The sequence below is a fragment of the Citreimonas salinaria genome (assembly GCF_900107235.1).
Taxonomy (GTDB): Bacteria; Pseudomonadota; Alphaproteobacteria; order Rhodobacterales; family Rhodobacteraceae; genus Citreimonas; species Citreimonas salinaria.
In genome coordinates this window covers 220,186-241,425 of the sequence record NZ_FNPF01000002.1, presented here as the reverse complement: position 1 = coordinate 241,425, position 21,240 = coordinate 220,186, and the positions used below count along the sequence as shown (strand labels likewise).

Here is a 21,240-nt window from a genome sequence, read left to right as displayed (position 1 = left end):
TTACCCTTGTGCGCCTCCGGCGCGGCGTCCTTCGCGGTGTCGTCGCGCGTGGTGCGAACGGGCTCGCGTTCCGATTCCGGCGTCACGTCGCGCGCGCTCTCGGCGTCGCGATCGTCCTCGATCTCCTTGCCGCCCTCGCTCACGCCCTTCTTGAAGGCGGTGATGCCCTTGCCGACCTCGCCCATCAGGCTCGAGATCTTGCCGCGGCCGAACAGCACGAGCACGACGACGGCGATAAGCAGAAGACCGGGAAGTCCGATGTTGTTGAGCATGGGCTCATCTCCTGTTCCGGGCCCGCCGCAGCGCGCCCCTATTGATCTGGTTCCCGTGATCTATGCGCTGTGCGGACCCATGAAAAGCGCGAATGATGCCGGTTTCGGGACCATGTGTGTCACCACTTTGTCAGTTGACGGTTTCGTGTCAGTATCGCGGACGATGAACCGCAAGAAACGCCTCTACGCCCTGATGGACCGCCTGCGCGACGGGCAGCTGCACACGGCCGAATCGATGGCGCAGGACCTCGGCGTGTCGATCCGCACGATCTACCGCGACATGGAGGTTCTGGCCGCCTCGGGCGTGCCGGTCGAGGGCGCGCGCGGCTACGGCTACTCGGTCGCCGCCGCCGTCACCCTGCCCCCGCTCAACCTGACCGAGGCGGAGCTGGACGCCCTGCACGTGGCGCTGGCGGCCCTCGGCGCCTCGACGCTCGAGGACCACGCGGCCGCGGCGCGCAGCCTTGCCGCCAAGATCGACGCCGTCCTGCCCGAGGATGCGGGCGTGCGCGCGGCGCCCTTCGGCTTCGCCACCGACGCCTTCGCCGAGGCCGCCCGCGGCTTCGCGCACATGCCCGCGCTGCGCGCCGCGATCCGCGCGCGCCAGAAGCTGCGCGTCTCGCTCGACGACCGCGACCACGTGATCCGGCCCCTGCACATCGACTACTGGGGCCGCGTCTGGCGCGCCGTGGCCTGGTCCGAGACCGCCGCCGACTTCCTCGCCTTCCCGCTCGAGCGGATCGCGGCCCTGCAACCGCTGCCGGGCCTGTTCGTCGACCAGCCCGGCAAGACGCTGGCCGACTGGCAGGCCCGCGGCCGCAACGCAGCACACTGACTGCGCAGGCATCGCTCGCCCGCCGCTTCTTTGGCCCGTAGTTTCTCGAAGCTGCGGGGCGCCGCACGCGCCAGAGGGAGCAGCGCCCTGCACCATCCCGGACAGGGGCACCGTGCCTACGGTGCCCCGGAAGGCATCTGCCCTGCGTCGGATCAGCCGGCCACCGACGCCGCGTGGATCTTGTCGATGTTCGCGCCCAGCGCGGCGTTGAACTCGTCGTCGCTCTGCTGCTTGGACAGGCCCTCGGTCAGCGCGCGACTGAACGACGCGATCATCTTGCCCTGACGCGCCAGCTTCTCGCAGGCTTCGTCGGTCGAATAGCCGCCAGACAGCGCCACCACGCGCAGCACGCGCGGATGGTCCGCCAGCCCGTCATACAGGCCCTCGATATTGGGTATGGTCAGCTTGAGCATCACGGTCTGGTCGTCCGACAGCGTGTCGAGGTGGCGCGAGATTGCCTCGCGCAGCATCTCCTCGGCCTCCGCCTTGGTCTCGGAATGGATGTCCACCTCGGGCTCGAGGATCGGCACCAGACCGGCCGCCACCACCGCGCGGCCGACCTCGAACTGCTGCGCCACGACCGCCTCGATCCCCGCCTCGTTCGCCTCGTGGATGACCGAGCGTTCCTTCGTCCCGAAGATGCCGAAGCCCTTCGCGTCGGCCAGAAGCTGCTCCAGCCCGCCGATGGGCTTCATCAGCTGCACGCCGTTTTCCTTGTCGGCCAGCCCCTTGTCGATCTTGAGGAACGGCACGATGCCGCGATCCTCCCACAGCAGCTGCGCCACCGGCTTGCCCTCGATCTTGCCGCGCATCGTGCGCTCGAACAGGATCGCGCCGATGACCTTGTCGCTGGTGAAATCCGGGGCCGTGATGATCCGCGACCGCATGGCGTGGATCTCTGCGAACATCGCCTCCTCGCCGTCATACTGGTCCTCGGTCACGCCATAAAGCCGCAGCGCCTTCGGGGTCGAGCCGCCGGACTGGTCGAGCGCCGCGATGAACCCCTTGCCCGTGCGCATCTGTTGCAACTGCTTGTCGAAATCGTTCGAAGCCATGCCGTCCCTCTTGCCCAAATGTCACTATCAACGCCCTGATAAACCAAGCCGATCCATCGTCCCAGCGCTTTTGGGAGACCGTTTGCGCTAAACCTTTGCTGCGCCCCTACGCGTCGTCACCCGCAGCCAGATTCCGTCGCGCGCCCGCACCGTCAGATGCGCCTGCGGCACCGGATCGCGCCCCGCCACCGGCTCCACGCGCAGGTCGCGCAGCAGCCGCGCCAGCAGCAGCACCCCCTCGGCCATGGCGAAGCCCGCCCCGGTGCAGACGCGCGGCCCGGCCGAGAACGGCATGTAGGCGCAGCGCGCGCTGGCTTTCCCGGCTTCCGTCAACCAGCGGCCGGGATCGAAGGCGTCCGGCCCCTCCCACAGCCGCTCGTGCCGGTGCAGGTGCCACGGGCTCAGCACGATCTGCGCGCCGCGCGGCACGGCGCGGTCGCGGAACACCTCGTCGCGCGCCGCCGCGCGCACCATCATCGGCACCGGCGGATACAGCCGCAGCGTCTCGCGGAACACGTCGCGCGTGGCGCGCAGGCGCGACAGTCCGGCGAAGCTGCCGTCGAAGGCCCGCGCCTCGGCTGCCACGCGCTCCTGCCACTCGGGCGCGCGCGCCAGCAGGTACAGCGCCCAGCCCAAGGCGCTGGCGCTGGTCTCGTGCCCGGCCAGGAAGAAGATCGCCACCTGGTCCACCATCTCGGACTGCGAGAACTCCTTGCCCGTCTCGGGGTCGCGCGTGGTCATGATCTTGGTCGCCAGGTCGTCGGGCGCGCCTCCTTCGTCGATCTGCGCCTGCCGCCGCGCCGTCATCTCGGTGATCAGCGCCCGGATGCGCGCGGCCGAGGCCCGCGTCGCCCGCCGGTGCGGGCGCGGCAGCCAGCGCGGCCAGGGCACGAAGGCCGCCGCGTTCAGGATGGGCTGGCTGCGCTGGTAGGCGCGGAACTCGTGGAACACCGCCTGCGCCACCGTATCCTCGATCGGGATCGAGAACAGCGTGCGAAAGATCACGTCGGCGGCGGCGTGGCTGGCGATCTCCTCGACCTCGACCTCGGCGCCCTGCCCGGCCACGTCCGCCAGCCGCCACGCCGCCGCATCGGCCGCTTCCCGCATCGCCGGAAAGGTCTCGCGCAGCCGCCCGCCCTCGAAGGCCGGGTCGATGATCCGGCGCTGCCGCTTCCACGTCTCGCCGTTGGTGACGAAGACCGACTGTCCCAGCAGCGGCCGCAGCCCTTCCGAAACCCGGTCCGACTTGGGGAAGTCACCGGGGCGTTCCTTCAGAACGAGATCGACCAGCGCCGGCTGGTTCACGAGGTACGACCGGAAGAACGGCGTTCGGAACTCGGCCATCCAGGCGCGGTAGAGCCGCGCGGGCTGGGCCGACAGGATGTCCGCGCGGAACAGACGCGCATGCCGCCACAGCGACACGCGGTCGGGCCGGGCGGCGGGCTTGGGCGGGATCACGCGGCGACCGAGACGTGTTTCGACACCGCCCGCTCGATCCGGCTGGGCGACGGCGCGCGCCCGGCATAGCGCGCGCGCAAGGACAGCGGACCGGCGGTGATGGCGAAGTAGTCGTAATCCAGCACCCGGTCGAAGGCGCAGAGATACTGGAAATGCAGCCGGAAGAAGCGCCAGCGCAGGTCCCGCCAGCGCTCGGGGCTCAGCGCCTGCGTGAACCGTGCGGAAATGACCAGCGGCCAGCGCTTGTCGGGCGGCGCGACGCCCGACACCGCCACCGGGTCGCACAGCGCGAAGGCGCAGCCGTCGCCTGGCGCGGTCACGTCGACCCACGTGATCTCGTCCCGCGCCGACAGGAACCGCAGGTCGGCCCGCAGCCGGTGCGCGCCCTTCAGGAAGGACACCATCGGCACCACCTGCCCCAGGCTCAGGAACGCAAGCGCGGGCCCGTTCGCCGGCACGCGCCCGCCGCGGATCAGGTCGGCCAGCACCGACACCGCCAGGTGCGCCCCGGACGAATGCCCGACCACCAGCACCTCGTCCACGTCGCCCTTCAGCGCCTGCGCGACCATGTCGGCGAACCGTGCCATACGCGCCTCCAGCGCGGGCGGGTTGGCGCCCTTGTGGCGCGCCGCATAGGCGTAGTCGTGCATCAGGTAATAGGCGAACAGGTGGTTGTCGTGCGCCTTGAACCAGTGCAGCACGGCGGTCGCGACGATTGCCCCGGCCACGAGCCCGGGCGCCGCCGCCGCCCAGCCGCTCAGCAGCAGCCCCGCCAGCGTCAGCGCGGTCAGCGCGTAGGCGGCCCAACCCAGCGCCAGCGCCACCGCAAGCTGGCCCAGCAGCATGCCCACCGGGTAGAGCGCGGCGATCACCGGCCCCTTGCGCAGCCTCATCAGCCGGAACAGCGCGCCGGAGGCGACGTATTCCCACGCGGTGCGCACAAGCTGCGCATAGGTCGCGGGGATTGAGCCCGCCATGCTGTCGCGCACGATGTCGGACCAGACCAGCACGTCCACGTCCGCCGCGACCCGGGCCCCGTCCATCTCGGCCGTCACGTGCCAGCCATAGGCGCCGCCGCCGCGCTTGGGCGCCAGCGCCAGCGCGTAGCCGCAGATCGCCGCCTGCGCCGCGCCCTCCTTGCGGTAAAGCTCGCGGTAGCGGCGCGGATGGATGGGGTCGTAGCCCGGGATGTAGAACACCGTGCGGCGCCGCACCGGGCCGGTGGCGGGGCCGGTCACGGGGCTGGTCGTGTCGGGCGGCTTTTCCATGCGCGAGACCCTTCCTGTGGTCTCAGGCTAGACCCGCTTTCGGGCGCGCGTAAGGCCGGGTCGTGTCGGGCCCGGGACGGCGCTAACATGGCGCAAAGGTTGACGAAGGATGAATCCGTCCCCGCAAGCCATTGATTTCGCTAAGGCGCGATGATGTCCCACCGTGGGACACGCGGTCAGCCCAGCATCCCCAGCGCCGGAAAGGTCTCGAGCAGCCAGAACGAGAAGCTGGTGAACGCCCCCGTGACCAAGGCCAGCCCGACCGCGACCAGAAGCAGGCCCATCGCCCGCTCGATCGTCTTCATGTGCCGCTTGATCCGGTTCATCAGCCCCATCGCCCGGGTCAGGAACAGCGCCGCCAGGACGAAGGGAATGCCCAGCCCCCCGGCATAGACCGCCAGCAGGAGCGAACCGCGCGCCACCGACGCCTCCTGCGCCGCGAGGCTCAGGATCGCGCCAAGCTGCGGCCCGATGCAGGGCGTCCACCCGAAGGCGAAGGCGAGCCCGAGGATATAGGCCCCGAAGGCCGACCCGCCAGCGTCGCCCCCCTCGAACCGCGCCTCGCGGTCGAGGAACGGGATGCGGAACACACCGAGGAAGTGCAGCCCGAACACGATCACCACCACGCCCGATATCCGTGCCAGAAGCAGCTGGTTCTGCAGGAACAGCCCCCCCAGCCAGCTGGCCGTGAATCCCAGCAGCACGAAGACCGTGGACAGGCCCAGCACGAAGAACGCCGCTGCCAGCCCCACGCGCGCCCGCGCCTGACCGCCGCCCTCGATCTCGGAGACGGTCATGCCGGACATGAAGGCCAGGTAGGGCGGCACGATCGGCAGCACGCAGGGGCTGAGGAACGAGATGACACCCGCCAGCAGCGCCACGAACATGGCGGGCAGAAGCGACGCGTCGAGGATCTCGATTCCGAACATGCGCGAAGCCTTACGGGATCATCCGGGCGGCGTCACGCGACCAATGGTCACGATCCCGCGGCACGGCGTTAGGCGGCGCGTGAACGAAAAAGGCCGGGCGCAACCGCCCGGCCCTTCCCTGTCGAGTTCGCGACGGCCTAGCGTCCGATGGACCACCAGCCGCGGCGGCGCGGCTTCTCGCCGCTATCCTCGTCGGTTGCCGAGCTGTCGTCCTCGGTGCCGTTGTCGCCGGTGACCGTGCCCACGACCTCGGCGATCACCTCGGCGGCCTTGCGCCGGGTCCGACGCGGCCGCGACTCGGGCTCTGCCCGCGCGGTCTCGGCCTCGGGGACGGGCTCTTCGGCGGGCTTGCCCGCCTCGGGCACGGCTTCGGTCGCGGCGGGCCGTTCGGCCGCCTCGGGCGCTTCCTGTACGTCGGCCTCCGGTTTCGCGTCGACCTGCGAGGCGCCGGCACCGGTGGCCTCGGTCTCTGCCGCTTCGGACGCTGCCTCTTCCGGCGCTTTCGGCTCGGGTTTCTTCCGGGTGCGGGTGCGCTTGCGCTTGGGCTTCTCGGCCGCGTCGGGCGAGGCTTCCTCGGCCGTCACCACGTCGGGCACCGACGGCGCGCCGTCCTCGTCCCCGGCCAGCGTCTCGGGCTGGGCGGGCTCAAACGGCACCGGGGTGTCGGCCTTGTCAGCGCTCACCGCGGGCTCATCTTCCCGAACCTGACCGCCGCGGCCATCCCCATCGTCGCCGTTGCCGGTCTCGCCGTTCTCGGATTGCCCGTTCTCGCCGTTGCCGTTTTTCGAGCGGCGACGCCGGCGGCGGCGCTTCTTCTTGGGCTTGCCGTCGTCGTCCGATGCCTTCTCGGAACGCTTGTCGGACGGCTCGGCGGCCTGCTCGACCTCGGACGTTTCGCCCGCGGGTGCGGGCGCCTCGTCGGGATCGGGTTCGGCCAGCGCGGCGTCCTCGTCTATCTGGTCCATCAGCGCGGCATCGGCCGACACGAAGGGCGCGGCCTCCGAGACCGGGCGCGTCGCGGTCTTGAACTTCTCGATCGTGAAGTCGGGCGCCACCAGCTTTGGGTCGCCCTCGATGCGCACGGACATGCCGTACCGCGCCTCGATCATGGCGACGTGCTCGCGCTTGAGGTTCATCAGGTAGTTCGAGATGCCCACCGGGCACTTCACCAGCACCTCGCGCGAGCGACGGCGCGTGCCCTCCTCCTCGATCTGCCGCAGGACCTGCAGCGCCATGCTGTCGTCCGAGCGGATCAGACCGGTGCCATGGCACGCGGTGCAGGGCTGGGTCGTCGCCTCGATCATGCCGGGACGCAAGCGCTGGCGCGACATCTCGAGCAGGCCGAAACCGCTGATGCGGCCGACCTGGATGCGCGCGCGGTCGGTCTTGAGCTTGTCCTTGAGCTTCTTCTCGACGGCGGCGTTGTTCTTACGCTCGTCCATGTCGATGAAGTCGATGACGATCAGCCCCGCGAGGTCGCGCAGACGCAGCTGGCGGGCGACCTCCTCGGCGGCCTCCAGGTTGGTCTTGAGCGCGGTTTCCTCGATCGAGCCCTCCTTCGTGGCCCTCCCCGAGTTCACGTCGATCGCGACCAGCGCCTCGGTCACGCCGATGACGATATAGCCACCGGATTTCAGCTGGACCGTCGGGTTGAACATGCCACCCAGATACGACTCTACCTGATGGCGCGCGAAAAGCGGCATCGGGTCGGCGTAATGCTTCACGTTCTTCGCGTGGGACGGCATGATCATCTTCATGAAGTCCTTGGCGATGCGGTAGCCCGCCTCGCCCTCGACCAGAACCTCGTCGATGTCGCGGTTGTACAGGTCGCGGATGGACCGCTTGATCAGGTCGCCTTCCTCGTAGATCTTCGTGGGCGCGATGGACCTCAGCGTGAGCTCGCGGATCTGTTCCCACAGGCGCTGGAGGTACTCGTAGTCGCGCCTGATCTCGGTCTTGGTCCGCTGCGCGCCGGCGGTGCGGATGATCAGGCCCGCGCCCTTGGGCACGTCGATCTCGTTCGCGATCGCCTTGAGCTTCTGGCGGTCGGCGGCATTGGTGATCTTGCGGCTGATGCCGCCCCCGCGCGCGGTGTTGGGCATCAGGACGCAGTAGCGCCCGGCCAGCGACAGGTAGGTGGTCAGCGCGGCGCCCTTGTTGCCGCGCTCTTCCTTGACCACCTGCACCAGCATGATCTGGCGGACCTTGACGACTTCCTGAATCTTGTAGCGCCGGGCGCGCGGTTTGCGGGCCGGGCGGAAATCGTCCTGCGTATCGTCGTCGGCGACCGACTCGATGGCCTCGTCGCGGGCCGCTGCCTTGCCGTGTTCGCCGCTGTTGTCCTCAGGCTCCTCGACCGGGGTCTCGGTGACCCTCTCCATCGGCGACAGGCCCTCGTCCGGATCTCCGGATTGGTCTTCGCCCAGGTCGATGGTTTCCATGCCACGCGCCTCGCGCGGTTCGGCCGCGGGGGCATCCTCGGGCGCATCGGCGGTCGTGGTCTTGTCGTCCGAGCGTGTGGACTCGGCCTTGGCGCCGCGGCGGGCGCGCGTGCGGCGTGGCTTGGTCTCTTCCTCTTCCTCGGCGGCGGCAAGTGCTGCCTCCTCCTCCATCAGCGCGCGACGGTCGGCTATGGGGATCTGGTAGTAATCCGGGTGGATTTCCGAGAAGGCGAGAAAGCCGTGGCGATTACCGCCGTAATCGACGAAAGCCGCCTGAAGCGAGGGTTCGACCCGGGTGACTTTCGCCAGGTAGATGTTGCCGGCTAGCTGCCGCTTGTTTTCCGATTCAAAGTCGAATTCCTCGACCTTGTTTCCGTCCACCACCACGACGCGGGTCTCTTCCGCGTGGGTGGCGTCGATGAGCATCTTCTTTGCCATTGTATCCAATTGCACGCGCGCGAAACCCCGGCCCCGGGCGGGGCAGAGGATCGGGCGGCGTGACTTGTCAGGGCGAGGGTCGGCGCGCGGGCAGGACGGGCGGTTGCGCCCCTGTCATCCTGCCTGTGATTTCTCGCGAGCCTCATCGCATTTGTCTCCGACGCCGGCAGCTTGGCCGCGGCGCCAACTCGTGGCCCGTCGCTTGCGCGGTCCGGGCGGGTGCGGGTGGCCCTTGCGGGGCCCGATCGGTCTGTCCGCGCGCCCGTTTCGGGCGCCGCCGGTCAGCGAAACTTTTGTAGCCGTCCAGTGGACGGTCAGATCTTCAGCATAACGGTAGCGCCACCGGAAACACAATGGGCAATCGTGCTGACGTGTTTAGCGCGGGGCGGGCGCATGCAACTCCGCCCCGCGAAATTGTACCGGGATCGCCGGCACCTACTCGCCGACGGCGTTCAGCCGCTTGATCAGGCTCGACGTGTCCCAGCGCCCGCCGCCCAGCTTCTGGACGTCCTTGTAGAACTGGTCGACCAGCGCGGTCACAGGGAGCGAGGCGCCGACCTCGTCCGCGGTCTTGAGGCAGATGCCAAGGTCCTTGCGCATCCAGTTCACTGCGAAGCCATGCTCGAACTTGTCGTCCAGCATCGTCTCGAAGCGGTTGACCATCTGCCAGGATCCGGCGGCGCCGCCGCCAATCACCTCGACCACCGCGCGGCCGTCGAGCCCCGCCTTCTGCGCGAAATGCAGCCCCTCGGACAGGCCCTGGACCAGACCGGCGATGCAGATCTGGTTGACCATCTTGCACAGCTGGCCGGCGCCGCTTTCGCCCAGCCGCTTGCACAGCTTCGCGTAGGTATCGATCATCGGCGCGGCCCGATCGTAGGCCTCGGCCTCGCCGCCGCACATGACCACGAGCTGGCCGTTCTCGGCCCCCGCCTGCCCGCCCGAGACCGGCGCGTCGACGAAGGCGATGCCCTTCTCGGCGGCGGCGGCGTGCAGTTCGCGCGTGACCTCGGCCGACACGGTGGTGTGATCGACGAAGACCGACCCCGCCTCCATGCCGGCAAAGGCGCCGTCCTCGCCCAGGCAGACCTGTCGCAGGTCGTCGTCGTTGCCGACGCAGGCCATGACGAACTCGGCGCCCCGGGCAGCCTCGCGCGGGGTGGACGCGGCCCGGCCTTCGTTGGCGTCGACCCAGGCCTGCGCCTTGGACGCGGTGCGGTTATAGACCGTCACCTCGTGGCCCGCCTTCGCCAGGTAGCCCGCCATCGGCGCGCCCATCACGCCCAGTCCCAGGAATGCCGTCTTGGCCATGTCGCCCCTTCCTTCTCCGCAAGTTCGCCAGGTATCCCGCGTCGCTCTTGGCACGGGCCGTCCCGCGTAATAAGCCCTTCACGAGGCCCATAGGCAAGCAAGAGACGACGATGGCAACTTTGTTCCGGTGGCTGTTCCGGCTGGTGACCGCAGCCCTGGTGCTTGCGCTGATCGGCGTCGGGCTGGTCTATTACCTCGCATCTCGCTCCTTGCCGGAGTACGACAAGACGGTGCCGGTGACCGGCGCCACGTCAGAGGTCGAGATCGTGCGCGACAATGCCGCCGTGCCGCACATCTTTGCGGAAAACGACGCGGACGTCTATTTCGGGCTGGGCTACGCCCATGCGCAGGACCGGCTGTGGCAGATGATGCTGCTGCGCCGCACCGCGCAGGGCCGGCTGTCCGAGCTGTTCGGCCGCCGCACGGTCGAGACGGACACGCTGCTGCGCCGGCTCGACCTCTACGGGCTGGCGCGCCAGTCCGTGGCGGTACAGACGCCCGAGACGACCGAGGCACTGCGCGCCTATTCCGCCGGCGTCAACGCGCGCCTGGCCGAGATCAACGCCGACAGCCTAGGTCGCGGCGCGCCCGAGTTCTTCGTCTTCGACACCTCCATCGCGCCGTGGCAACCTGCGGATTCCATCGCGGTGGTCAAGCTGATGGCCCTGCAACTGGCCGGACACCTGTCCGAGGAAGTGCTGCGCGCCCGCGTCTCGATGACGCTGGAGGACGACGCGCGGCTGGCCGACATCCTGCCCGACATCCCCGGCGACGGCATCGCCGCGCTGCCGGAATACGCGTCGCTGGCGCCCGGGCTGCGGCCGGGCCTGCAGGAGACCGCGACCGAGCATGCCTTCCTGTCGCCGGTGGCGAAACGGGGGCTGGCCGGCGCGTCGAACGCCTGGGCGGCCGCGGCATCGCGCAGCGCGGGGGGCGGCACGCTGCTGGCCAACGACCCGCACCTGGGGTTCACCGCCCCGTCGACCTGGTACCTCGCGCGGCTGGATCTGTCATCGGGCGGCGCGATTGGAGCCACCGTGCCGGGCGTGCCGGCAATCATGATCGGCCGGACCGAGCGGCTCGGCTGGGGCCTGACCTCGTCCTACCTGGACGACCAGGACCTGTTCCTGGAACAGCTCGACCCGGATAATCCGAGCCGCTACCGCACGCCTGAGGGCTGGGCCGAGTTCGAGACGCGCCGCTCGATCATCGAGATCGCCGACGAGGCGCCCGTCACCGTCACCCTCCGCTGGACCGAGAATGGCCCCGTGCTGCCACGCTCGTCCTACGACCTAGGCGCGGTGACGCCGGCGGGGCACGTGATGGCACTCGGCTGGACGGCGCTTTCGCCCGAGGACACGTCGATGAGCGCGGCCATAGAATTGATGGGGGTCCGATCGGTCGACGAGGCAATCGACGTGGCCGGGATGTACGTCGCGCCCAGCCAGAACCTGACGTTGATCGACCAGGACACCATCGCCATGAAGATGATCGGCGCGATGCCGGCGCGCGACCCGGGCCACCAGACCAAGGGCCGCATGCCCGCGCCGGGCTGGAACGCCGAGAACCGCTGGCAGGGCATCCTGCCCTACGAGGACAACCCCGAATTCGTCGCGCCCGAGGGCGGCATCGTCGGCAACACCAACAACAAGATCATCGATCGACCTTTCCCGCAGCACGTCAGCTTCGAATGGGGCGACAGCCAGCGCGTGCTGCGCTGGCGCGACATGATGATGGGCCGCGCGGTCCACACGCGCGACAGCTTCATCGAGGCGCAGCTGGACACGGTCAGTCACGCGGCTCGCACGCTGCTGCCGTTGATCGGCCGCGACCTGTGGTTCACGGGCGAATCCGCGCCCGAGGGCACGCCCGAGCGTCAACGCCAGCGCGCGCTGGACCTGCTGGCCGATTGGAACGGCGAGATGAACGAGCACCTGCCCGAGCCTCTGCTCTACGCCGCATGGCTGCGCGCCCTGCAGGACCGACTGATCCGCGACGAACTGGGCCCGCTCGCCGACGAGTTCAATCATGTCGAGCCGCTGTTCATCGAGCGCGTCTACCGCGACGTGGATGGCGCCGCCTCGTGGTGCGACGTACTGCGCTCGGCCCGCGAGGAGTCCTGCACCGACATCGCGCGGATGGCGCTGGACGACGCGCTGATCACCATCGGCGAACGCTGGGGCACCGCGCTGGAAAGCCTGCGCTGGGGCGACGTCCACCAGGCAACGCACGACCACCCGGTGCTGGGCGAGGTGCCGCTGCTGCGGCACTTCGTCAACATCCGGCAAAGCACCAGCGGCGGCGATCACACGCTGATGCGCGGTCGCATGTCGGGCGAAGAACCCGAACCGTTCCTCAACGTGCACGGGGCCGGCTATCGCGGCGTCTACGATTTCGACGATCCGGATTCATCGGTCTTCGTCATCGCCACCGGCCAGTCCGGGCATTTCCTGTCGCGGCACTACGACGACCTCGGCCAGCTTTGGCGCCGCGGCGAGTACATCCCGATGTCACTGGACGCGGATCTTGCGCGCGCGGCCTCGGCAGGGGTGACGCGGCTGGTGCCGTGACGGCTGGCCGTCGGCGCGCTCTCCAGGGCCCCCTGCCCCCGTCCCTGCGAGTCCCCGGGATACTTGTGGACAGAAGAAACCGGAGGCCTTCTATGTTCGCGCGGCGCCCCGCGCGGATCAGAGCGAGTCGAAGCGCGCCCGGTCGGTGGCGGACCAGAGCACCGTCAGGCGGTAGCCCTCATCGGATTGCTCCTCGGCCTCGACGAGCCCCTTCTGGAACAGCCATGCGCGGCGGCGTCCATCATCGAAGGCGAGCGTGATCGTGTCGCGGCGCTTGGCCTCGCCCAAGGCGGTGGTCACCGCGTCCAGCAGGCCATAGAGCCCTTCGCCGGTGATCGCCGAACCGAGATGCACCGCCTCCTCGCGCGCGGCGCGGGCGCGCACGGCCTCGAGATCGGGCCCGTCGAGCCGGTCGATCTTGTTCCACAGCTCGATCTGCGGGGTGGCTTCGCTGACCCCGAGATTGTCGAGGATGGCGTCCACGTCGCGCGCCTGTGCATCGGTCTCGGGGTGCGAGATGTCGCGCACATGCACGATCACGTCGGCCTCGAGCACCTCTTCGAGCGTGGCGCGGAAGGCCGCGACCAGTTCGGTCGGCAGATCCGAGATGAAACCCACCGTGTCGGAAAGGATGATGTCGGCGCCGGTGGGCAGGTGAACCTGCCGCATCGTCGGGTCGAGCGTCGCGAAGAGCATGTCCTCGGCCATGACTTCGGCGCCGGTAAGGCGGTTGAACAGCGTCGACTTGCCCGCGTTGGTATAACCCACCAGCGCCACGATCGGGAACGGCACCTTGGCGCGCGCGGCACGGTGCAGCGCCCGCGTCTTGACCACCTTGTCGAGCTGCCGGCGCAGGCGCACCAGCTGTTCGTCGATGGCGCGGCGGTCCGCCTCGATCTGTGTTTCGCCGGGGCCGCCGACGAAGCCAAGCCCGCCGCGCTGACGTTCGAGGTGGGTCCAGGCGCGCACGAGGCGGGTGCGCTGGTAGTTCAGGTGTGCCATCTCGACCTGCAGCACGCCTTCGCGGGTGGCGGCGCGGTCGGAGAAGATTTCGAGGATCAGACCGGTGCGGTCCAGGACCTTGCAGTTCCAGGCCTTTTCCAGGTTGCGCTGCTGGACCGGTGTGACCGGGCCATCGACCAGAACAAGCTCGACCTCGGCCGCCTTCAGGCGCTGGCCAAGCTCGTCGATCTTGCCGGTGCCGAACAACGCGCGAGGCTGCGGCTTCGGCAGGGGCACCACCTCCTCGCCGGCGACCTCGAGGCCCGGCAGCGCGTGGGCCAGCGACACGGCCTCGGCCAGCGCAAGCCGCGCGTCGCGGCGGTCGCGATCGGATTTGATGTCGGGATGCAGCACCCAGGCGCGGGTGATCGGCGCGGCGTGCTCCTTCAAGATGCGTCGTCGCCGTCGTAGAGGTTGATCGGCTGGCTGGGCATGATGGTCGAGATCGCGTGCTTGTAGACCAGCTGCGACTGCCCGTCGCGGCGCAGCAGCACGCAGAAATTGTCGAACCAGGTGATGACGCCCTGCAGTTTCACGCCGTTGATCAGGAAGACCGTCACCGGAACCTTCGTCTTGCGCACGTGATTGAGGAATGCGTCCTGGAGGTTCTGTCTGTCCGAAGCCATTGACTTGCCTTTGTTCTTGCCATGCGCCCCTTTTTCGGGGCGCCCCCTCGTCACCCATCAGTATGTAGGGCGAAACGCCGAGATTCCAGCGCAAAAAGCCCGTGCCGCGCCGCACGCGGATGATGGTGCGGGCACGAAGCGTCGCAAGGTCAGTCGCGCCAGATGTCCGGGCTGAGCATGACGATGATCGCGAGAAGCTCCAGCCGGCCCAGCACCATGCCGGCGCAAAGCAGCAGCTTGACCGGAGCCGCGAGTCCCAGCAGGTCGACCGCTTCGGTGATCCCGGCGGTCACCAACGGACCGGTGTTCGTCAGAACCGAGACCGTCAGGATCAGAGCGGGCTCGAAGCTGAGCCCGAACAGGGACAGCGTCACGGAAAACGCCGCCAGCATGATCGCGAACAGCATGAAGAAGACCCACGCGATGAAGGCCCCTTCGCGGCGGATACGGCGGTTGACCAGCGGTGAGCGGCCGACCGAGCTGGGGTGAACCAGCCGCTCGATCTCGCGCGCGCCGTTGAGGTAGAGCGCGTAGACCCGCAGAAGCTTGACCCCGCCGGCGGTGGTCGCGACTCCGCCGCCCATCAGCGCAAGACCTCCCAGGATGATGCCCGGCGTCGACAGGCCGGACCAGCCTTGCGCGGTGCTCCAATCGGCGCTGACATAGCCGGCCGTGACCAGGAAGGAGAGCGAGGTGAACAGCGCGCCCCACAGCGCCCGCAGTCCGGCGAACACGTCCTCGTAGCCGCCGGCGTCGAAGGCGGCGATCCAGTGGCGCAGGAACAGCGTCAACGGGACCGCGGCGACGATCACTAGGCCCAGACGGAATTCCGGGTCGCGCCACAGACCCGGCCCCCGGGTCTGTGTCGTGTCTCCCGAGAAGGTCAGCCGGGACAGCCCGAAGAACAGGAAGCAGAACAGGATCATCTCGCCGGCCAGCCCCGACGCGCTGGATTCGGACAGCGCAAGCGGCGTGATGCCTGACGTGGCCATCACGCCCATCGCATGGCTGACCGCGACCAGCGGCGGGTCGCCCGCCACCAGCAGCATGACGCACAGCGCGGCCGTCAGCCCGGCATAGATCGGCGTCAGGACTCGAATGCTGCGCAGCAGGCGATCGACCGGGTGTTTGAACCCACCAGCGGCCGACCCTTCCGCCAGCGACTGCCCCGGCTCGCCGCTGGCCGTGACCTCGAACCCGCCCAGCGTCAGCGGCGCCAGAATGGCAGCGGCGGCGATCCACATGATCAGCCCTCCAAACCAGCCCACCTGAGCGCGCCACAGGTGTTCGGCATCCGACAGCCGCGCGGCATCATAGAGCGTGGCGCCTGTCGTGGTCAGGCACGACACCATCTCGAAATAGGCCGACAGGAAGGCCGTGTTGAGCACCGCTTCGTAGAAGGGAACGGCCAGAAGCGCCGGCAGCGCGACGAAGGCTGCGAGAAGCGCCAGAAGCTGATGCAGAGGATCCCGCTGATGCGGGCGGTTCGCCAGCGCCAGCGCGACGAACGCCGTCAGGACGAGCCCCAGGATGCCGGAATAGAAGAAGGTCCGCGCGTCGTGATGATCACCCGCCCGAAGGGCAACGCCAGCCGGCACAATCGCCGAGACCGAGAAGGTTCCCATGAGCAGCAGGAACAGCGGCAGGCGGCTCAGGCGCTCCATTGTCTAGAAGAAGTCGATGGAGACCTGCAGCAGGCGCTCCACCTCGGGCACGTCGCCCGCCAGCGCGAAGATGACGATCTGGTCACCCTCGTCGATGCGCATGCTGCCGGTCGGACGCACCACGCGGTCGCCCTTGCGTACGGCGCCGACCAGCACGCCCTCGGGGAAGTCGACATCTCGGATGCGGTTGCCGGCGATCGGCGAGGTCGACAGGACCTCGGCCTCGATCACCTCGGCCTCCGCATCGCCGATGGAATAGACGCTGCGCACGCGGCCGTGGCGAATATGGCGCAGGATGCTGCTGACGGTTGTGGCGCGCGGGTTGATGTAGGCGTCGATGCCCAGCGGCTCCATCAGCGGAACCAGCGTGGGATCGTTGACCAGCGCGATGGCCATCGGACAGCCCGCGGCCTTGGCGCGCACGGCGGCCAGCAGGTTGACCTTGTCGTCGTCGGTCACGCACAGCACCGCATCGGCGCGCTCGATCCCGGCCTCGGACAGCAGGCTGACATCCAGCCCGTCGCCGTGCAGCACGATGGTGCGCTCCAGCGCCTCGGCCGCGTGCTCGGCGGACTTTCGGTTGCGCTCGATCATCTTGACGCGGATGCGCTGTGCTGCGCCTTCCAGCGCGTGCGCAACCGCGAGGCCGACGTTACCGCCGCCGACCAGCACGACACGCTCTTGCTTGCGGATGGACTTGCCGAAGATCTCGAGCGTGCGGCGCACGTCGTCGCGGTGCGCCACCACGTAGGCGCTGTCGCCGACGAACATCTGGTCTCCAGCCTCGGGGGCGAACAGCGTGCCCTCGCGGCGCACCCCCACCACGGTCGAGCGCAGGGTCGAGAACAGGTCGGTCAGCTGGCGCAGCGGCGTGTTGACCACCGGGCATTCCTGCTCGATCGCGATGCCCAGAAGCTGTGCATCCCCGTTCAGGAAGATCTCGGTATCGAAGGCGGCGGGCGCCGAGAGGCGCCGCAGCGCGGCCCGCGCGACTTCCTGCTCGGGGCTGATGACCACGTCGATGGGCATGTGGTCGCGGCGGTAGAGATCCGAGTAGATCGCCGTCAGGTAGCTTTGCGCGCGCAGCCGGGCGATCTTGCGCGGCACGGTGAAGACGGAATGCGCGACCTGGCAGGTGACCATGTTCACTTCGTCGGAATGGGTCGCGGCGATGATCATGTCGGCGTCGCGCGCGCCGGCGCGGTCCAGTACATCGGGATAGGACGCGAAGCCGGCGATCCCCTGCACGTCCAGCGCGTCGGTCGCACGGCGGATCAGGTCAGGATTGCTGTCGACCACGGTGACGTCGTTGCGCTCGCCCGAGAGGTGACGCGCGATCTGCCAGCCGACCTGTCCCGCACCGCAAATGATGACCTTCATGGCGCCTTCCCGAAAGGCCGGCCCGCGGCCCGGCAATCTGCGCCAACGGGATGGCACGGGCGCGCGCGGCGGTCAACGTCCGCCACGCGATGCGTTCGTCGGCGTGCCGTGACGGCAGTCGCCCGACCTAGTAGGACGGTCGCGCCGCTGCGGATCACGATACCCGGCGTACGCCCACGTCGTCGTCGTCATCCTGCATCAACCGCGAGCCGGTCTTCTGGCCCGTGACGACGCCCAGCGACTTGAGCTTGCGGTGCAGGGCCGAGCGCTCCATCCCGACGAAGTTCGCCGTGCGCGAAATATTCCCCCCGAAGCGGTTGATCTGGGTCAGCAGGTACTCGCGCTCGAAGGCCTCGCGCGCCTCGCGCAGAGGCATGGTGGCCAGCGTGCCCGACAGCACGACGCGATCCTCGGCGTCGCCCCCCGCGGGGCCGGTATCCTGCGGCAGTTCACGCGCCTCGATAGGGTCCGTGCCGTCGCCGAGGATCAGCACGCGCTCGACCAGGTTCTTCAGCTGACGCACATTGCCGGGCCAGGTGATGGTCTGCAGCAGCGCGATCGCGTCGTCGGTGATCTCGCGCAGGGGCAGGCCCTGGCTCCGGTTGCACTCGGCGATGAAATGGCGCGCCAGGACAGGGATGTCCTCGCGGCGCTCGGCCAGCGAGGGCACGGCGATCGGCACCACGTTCAGCCGGTGATACAGTTCTTCGCGGAACTGCCCCGCGGCGATCGCATCCTTGAGATTGCGCCCGGTGGACGAGATCACGCGCAGGTCGACGCGCACCTTGTCGGACCCGCCCTGCCGCGTGAAGGACTGATCCACCAGCACGCGCAGGATCTTCGACTGCGTTCCCAGCGGCATATCGGCGACCTCGTCGAAGTAGATCACGCCGCCATGCGCCTGCTCCAGAAGCCCCGGTTCGACGCCGCGGGCCGAGGTTTCGCGGCCAAACAGCATCGCCTCGACCATGTCGGGCTCGACGCCTGCGCAGTTAACCGTGACGAAGGGCGCATCCGCCCGGGACGAGCGGTTGTGGATGTAGCGCGCGGCGACCTCCTTGCCCGAGCCGGCTGGCCCGGTCAGCATGACCCGGCCATTGGACCTGGTCACCTTGTCGAGCTGGCCCAGCAGGCCTCGGAACGCGGCGCTTTCGCCGATCATCTGCGCCGCCTTTGCCTCGCCGCGCTTCAGCGTCGCGTTCTCGCGGCGCAGGCGCGAGGTCTCCATCGCGCGGCGGATCACAACCAGAAGCTGGTCGATGTTGAACGGCTTCTCGATGAAGTCGTAGGCGCCCTGCTTGATCGCGGCGACGGCGATCTCGATATTGCCGTGGCCCGAGATGATGACGACGGGAATGTCGGGATTGTCGCGCTTGACGGTCTTGAGGATGTCGATCCCGTCCATCTTGCTGTCCTTCAGCCAGATATCCAGGACCAGCAGGGCCGGCGGCTCGGCGTTGATGGCGGCCATCGCCTCCTGGCTGTTGCCGGCCAGCCGCGTGCCATAGCCCTCGTCCTCGAGGATGTCGCCGATCAGTTCGCGGATGTCGCGCTCGTCGTCGACGATGAGAATGTCGCTCATGATGTCGCCTCTGTTTCCGTTCTTGGGTCCTGTTCGGCCTGCGCCGGTCCTGTGTCTTCTGCCTCAGGCGCCGCGTGCCCCACGGGCAGCCGCACCATAGCCATCGCGCCGCTTGGCACGCCGGCTTCTGCACCGGCCTCGGCCGGCGCATCCTCGAGCGCCAGCGTTCCGCCGTGCTCCTCGATGATCTTCTTGACGATGGGCAGGCCGAGGCCGGTGCCCTTCTCGCGCGTGGTCACGTAGGGCTCGAACAGCCGCGAGCGGTCCTCGGGCAGGCCGATGCCGTTGTCGGTGATGCGGATCTCGGCCATGCCGCCGTCGATCGTGGCGCTGACGCGGATACGCGGCGCGTAGCCCTCGGGCGCGCCGGCCTCGATCAGGCTTTCGGTCGCCTCGCCCGCGTTCTTGACCAGGTTGGTCAGCGCCTGGCCTACCATTGCCGCGTCCAGTTCGGCCGGGATCGGCATCTCGGGCAGATCGATGTCGAAGATCACGCTCGGCTGGCCAGCCTCCTGAAGCAGGATCGCGCCGCGCAGGATCTCGGCCAAGTCCTCGGGCTTGCGCTGCGGCTCGGGCATGCGTGCAAATTTCGAGAATTCGTCCACGATGCGGCGCAAATCGTCCGTCTGCCGCACGATGCGGTCGGTCAGGTTGCCCACTTTCTCGGCCTGCGAGCCGTCGAGCTGGCCCGCGAAGCTGCGCTTGATGCGCTCGGCCGACAGCCGGATCGGAGTCAGCGGGTTCTTGATCTCGTGGGCGATGCGGCGGGCGACGTCGCCCCAGGCGGCCATGCGCTGCGCGCTGACCAGGTCGGTCACGTCGTCGAAGGCGACCACGTAGCCCTCGAGCCCGCCATCGCCGCGACGGCGCGTGGCCATGCGCACCAGCAGGTGCTCCAGCCGGCCGTCGCGGCTGACCTTGATCTCTTCCTGCAGGCGCTCGCGGCCCTCGTTGCGCAGCCGGTCGAACAGGGGGCCGAATTCCGGCACGGCGACCCAGATCGGATCGCTGCGATGCGGCTCCTGCCAGCCCAGCAGGCGCTCGGCCGAGCGGTTGACGAAGGTGACCTTGCCGCTGGCGCCCAGCCCGACCACACCCGAGGTAACGGACGTCAGCACGCTGTCGAACAGCCGCTGGCGCCGTTCGATCTGGCGGGTGTTTTCAAGCAGCCGGTCGCGCTGGCCCTTCAGCTGGCGCGTCATCTGGTTAAAGTAGCGACCCAGCGTGGCGATCTCGTCGTCGCCCTCCTCCTCCTGGACCTGCACGTCGAGATCGTTCGCGCCGACGCGCTGCGCCGCATCTGCCAGCCGGCCCACCGGGCGCGAGAGACGCTCGGCGAACCACAGGCCCGCCCATACCGCGGCAAGGATCAGCAGCAGCGCGAAGCCGAGATACAGCAGCGCGAAATCGAACAGCTGGCGTCCGCGCTCGCTTTCCTGCTGCTGGTAGAAACGCGCGGTCTCCTCGGTCTCGTCCAGCAGCGCCAGCAGCCGTCCGTCGACCTCACGCGAGACATACAGGTAGCGATCGACGAAGGCCCGCAGCGGCACCAGCGCGCGGAACTCGTTGTTGCTCCAGTCCGGGATGACAGCGACGCCCTGCTCCTCGCCGCGCAGGAAATCCGCGCGCGAGGGGCGTTCGTAGTCGAACAGGTAGGACCGGTCGCCACGGGCGCGGATCTCGCCGGTCGAGTCGATCACGTAGGCTTCGCGCAGGCCGCGCTGGATCTGGCTCTGCCCCTGGGCCAGGACCTGGCGCAACTCGCCCTCGTCCAGCACGAAGGTCGCGCGCCGCGACGCGTCGAGGAACCGCGCCAGCGCGCGGGCATCCTGGACCAGCCCTTCGCGGGTTTCCTCGTCATAGGCCTCGGCCGCGGCCAGAGAGGCACCGACCACGTTCTGCACCCGGCTGGAGAACCAGGTCTCGAGCCCGATGTTGATGGTCAGCACCGCGAAGACGGCCACCGTGATCGTCGGCAGCAGCGCCATCATCGCGAAGGCGCCGGTCAGGCGCAGGTGAAGCCGCGAGCCCGCCGATTGCGCCCGGCGCGCGGCGATCATGCGCGCGACCCGCGCCAGCACCAGTGCCGCCAGCAGCAGCACGTAGACGAGGTCGGCCAGCAGAACCAGCCGCAGGCTGAGCGCGCCCGTGCCGCTGCCCATCGGGCCCAGAACCCAGAACGTCGCGGCCGCCAGTAGCGGTCCAAGAGCAACCAGCGTAAGCGCGATGACGTTCTGCACCCACCGCGCCCGGCGCAGCCGGTCGAACCGCGCCCAAGCGCCCTGCCAGGTCGATCTGCTTGCCCGCGTGGTCAAGACGCCCCCGCCGTGATGCGCCGGGTGTTTCCCGGCATCCGCCCTTGCCGTGGTCTGCCTCGCCGCGAAGGACCGACGCGACGGCGCCACAGGC

Annotated in this window: 14 protein-coding genes and 1 pseudogene; 2 read left to right on the top strand and 13 right to left on the bottom strand. The window is 68.9% G+C overall.

Annotated features, from left to right (window positions below; all coding sequences use genetic code 11):
* Window positions 1-56: 56 nt before the first annotated feature.
* Window positions 57-272 (bottom strand): annotated as a pseudogene (locus BLW27_RS03570) (twin-arginine translocase TatA/TatE family subunit); the annotation flags it as partial.
* Between the two features lie 163 nt (window positions 273-435).
* Here BLW27_RS03570 and BLW27_RS03565 point away from each other — a divergent pair.
* Window positions 436-1,107, top strand: coding sequence for a helix-turn-helix transcriptional regulator (locus BLW27_RS03565; protein WP_089879322.1), 672 nt, complete (start codon window positions 436-438; stop codon window positions 1,105-1,107).
* Window positions 1,108-1,259: 152 nt separating this feature from the next.
* Here the strand turns inward: BLW27_RS03565 and BLW27_RS03560 are convergent, their stop codons facing one another.
* The 6 genes from BLW27_RS03560 to BLW27_RS03535 all read right to left on the bottom strand — a co-directional run bounded on the left by BLW27_RS03560 (window position 1,260) and on the right by BLW27_RS03535 (window position 10,007).
* Entirely contained in the window at window positions 1,260-2,162 is a 903-nt protein-coding gene (locus tag BLW27_RS03560; RefSeq protein ID WP_089879320.1) for a fructose bisphosphate aldolase, read from the bottom strand.
* 87 nt (window positions 2,163-2,249) lie between these two features.
* Entirely contained in the window at window positions 2,250-3,620 is a 1,371-nt protein-coding gene (locus BLW27_RS03555; RefSeq protein ID WP_089879319.1) for a cytochrome P450, read from the bottom strand.
* Window positions 3,617-4,888 (bottom strand): hypothetical protein, encoded by a 1,272-nt coding sequence (locus tag BLW27_RS03550; RefSeq protein WP_089879316.1) that lies wholly within the window; start codon window positions 4,886-4,888, stop codon window positions 3,617-3,619. The genes BLW27_RS03555 and BLW27_RS03550 overlap by 4 nt, the downstream gene beginning before the upstream one ends.
* Before the next feature lie 176 nt (window positions 4,889-5,064).
* Window positions 5,065-5,817: a cytochrome c biogenesis CcdA family protein gene (locus BLW27_RS03545; protein WP_089879313.1), complete on the bottom strand. Its 753-nt coding sequence runs from the start codon at window positions 5,815-5,817 to the stop codon at window positions 5,065-5,067.
* A gap of 137 nt (window positions 5,818-5,954) precedes the next feature.
* On the bottom strand, window positions 5,955-8,696 hold the full coding sequence (locus BLW27_RS03540) for an Rne/Rng family ribonuclease (protein WP_089879309.1): 2,742 nt from the start codon (window positions 8,694-8,696) through the stop codon (window positions 5,955-5,957).
* A 435-nt stretch (window positions 8,697-9,131) separates the two neighbouring features.
* Window positions 9,132-10,007 carry an NAD(P)-dependent oxidoreductase gene (locus BLW27_RS03535; RefSeq protein ID WP_089879306.1) on the bottom strand — a complete coding sequence of 292 codons (876 nt, stop codon included), beginning with the start codon at window positions 10,005-10,007 and terminating at the stop codon, window positions 9,132-9,134.
* Window positions 10,008-10,117: 110 nt separating this feature from the next.
* Here BLW27_RS03535 and BLW27_RS03530 point away from each other — a divergent pair, with 110 nt between their 5' ends.
* On the top strand, window positions 10,118-12,577 hold the full coding sequence (locus BLW27_RS03530) for a penicillin acylase family protein (RefSeq protein WP_089879303.1): 2,460 nt from the start codon (window positions 10,118-10,120) through the stop codon (window positions 12,575-12,577).
* 117 nt (window positions 12,578-12,694) lie between these two features.
* Here the strand turns inward: BLW27_RS03530 and hflX are convergent, their stop codons facing one another.
* From hflX to BLW27_RS03500, 6 genes are all read right to left on the bottom strand, one after another.
* A complete protein-coding gene (hflX, locus tag BLW27_RS03525) occupies window positions 12,695-13,969 on the bottom strand; it encodes a GTPase HflX (protein ID WP_425429271.1) in 1,275 nt (424 codons plus the stop codon).
* Window positions 13,966-14,205: an RNA chaperone Hfq gene (gene hfq / locus BLW27_RS03520; protein ID WP_089848576.1), complete on the bottom strand. Its 240-nt coding sequence runs from the start codon at window positions 14,203-14,205 to the stop codon at window positions 13,966-13,968. The genes hflX and hfq overlap by 4 nt, the downstream gene beginning before the upstream one ends.
* A 149-nt stretch (window positions 14,206-14,354) precedes the next feature.
* Window positions 14,355-15,869 (bottom strand): TrkH family potassium uptake protein, encoded by a 1,515-nt coding sequence (locus BLW27_RS03515; RefSeq protein ID WP_089879302.1) that lies wholly within the window; start codon window positions 15,867-15,869, stop codon window positions 14,355-14,357.
* A 3-nt stretch (window positions 15,870-15,872) separates the two neighbouring features.
* Complete coding sequence (gene trkA, locus BLW27_RS03510; RefSeq protein WP_089879299.1) at window positions 15,873-17,249, bottom strand: Trk system potassium transporter TrkA; 1,377 nt, start codon at window positions 17,247-17,249, stop codon at window positions 15,873-15,875.
* Window positions 17,250-17,403: 154 nt separating this feature from the next.
* Window positions 17,404-18,831: a nitrogen assimilation response regulator NtrX gene (gene ntrX / locus BLW27_RS03505; RefSeq protein WP_089879297.1), complete on the bottom strand. Its 1,428-nt coding sequence runs from the start codon at window positions 18,829-18,831 to the stop codon at window positions 17,404-17,406.
* Window positions 18,828-21,146 carry a sensor histidine kinase NtrY-like gene (locus BLW27_RS03500; protein ID WP_425429270.1) on the bottom strand — a complete coding sequence of 773 codons (2,319 nt, stop codon included), beginning with the start codon at window positions 21,144-21,146 and terminating at the stop codon, window positions 18,828-18,830. The genes ntrX and BLW27_RS03500 overlap by 4 nt, the downstream gene beginning before the upstream one ends.
* Window positions 21,147-21,240 lie beyond the last annotated feature (94 nt).

What these genes read in the sequence shown, in the direction of transcription:
- ntrX (WP_089879297.1), bottom strand. Translation starts at nt 18,831, where the DNA reads ATGAGCGACATTCTCATCGTCGACGACGAGCGCGACATCCGCGAACTG.
- BLW27_RS03560 (WP_089879320.1), bottom strand. Translation starts at nt 2,162, where the DNA reads ATGGCTTCGAACGATTTCGACAAGCAGTTGCAACAGATGCGCACGGGC.
- BLW27_RS03565 (WP_089879322.1), top strand. Translation starts at nt 436, where the DNA reads ATGAACCGCAAGAAACGCCTCTACGCCCTGATGGACCGCCTGCGCGAC.
- BLW27_RS03515 (WP_089879302.1), bottom strand. Translation starts at nt 15,869, where the DNA reads ATGGAGCGCCTGAGCCGCCTGCCGCTGTTCCTGCTGCTCATGGGAACC.
- BLW27_RS03540 (WP_089879309.1), bottom strand. Translation starts at nt 8,696, where the DNA reads ATGGCAAAGAAGATGCTCATCGACGCCACCCACGCGGAAGAGACCCGC.
- BLW27_RS03545 (WP_089879313.1), bottom strand. Translation starts at nt 5,817, where the DNA reads ATGTTCGGAATCGAGATCCTCGACGCGTCGCTTCTGCCCGCCATGTTC.
- trkA (WP_089879299.1), bottom strand. Translation starts at nt 17,249, where the DNA reads ATGAAGGTCATCATTTGCGGTGCGGGACAGGTCGGCTGGCAGATCGCG.
- hfq (WP_089848576.1), bottom strand. Translation starts at nt 14,205, where the DNA reads ATGGCTTCGGACAGACAGAACCTCCAGGACGCATTCCTCAATCACGTG.
- BLW27_RS03530 (WP_089879303.1), top strand. Translation starts at nt 10,118, where the DNA reads ATGGCAACTTTGTTCCGGTGGCTGTTCCGGCTGGTGACCGCAGCCCTG.
- BLW27_RS03535 (WP_089879306.1), bottom strand. Translation starts at nt 10,007, where the DNA reads ATGGCCAAGACGGCATTCCTGGGACTGGGCGTGATGGGCGCGCCGATG.
- BLW27_RS03550 (WP_089879316.1), bottom strand. Translation starts at nt 4,888, where the DNA reads ATGGAAAAGCCGCCCGACACGACCAGCCCCGTGACCGGCCCCGCCACC.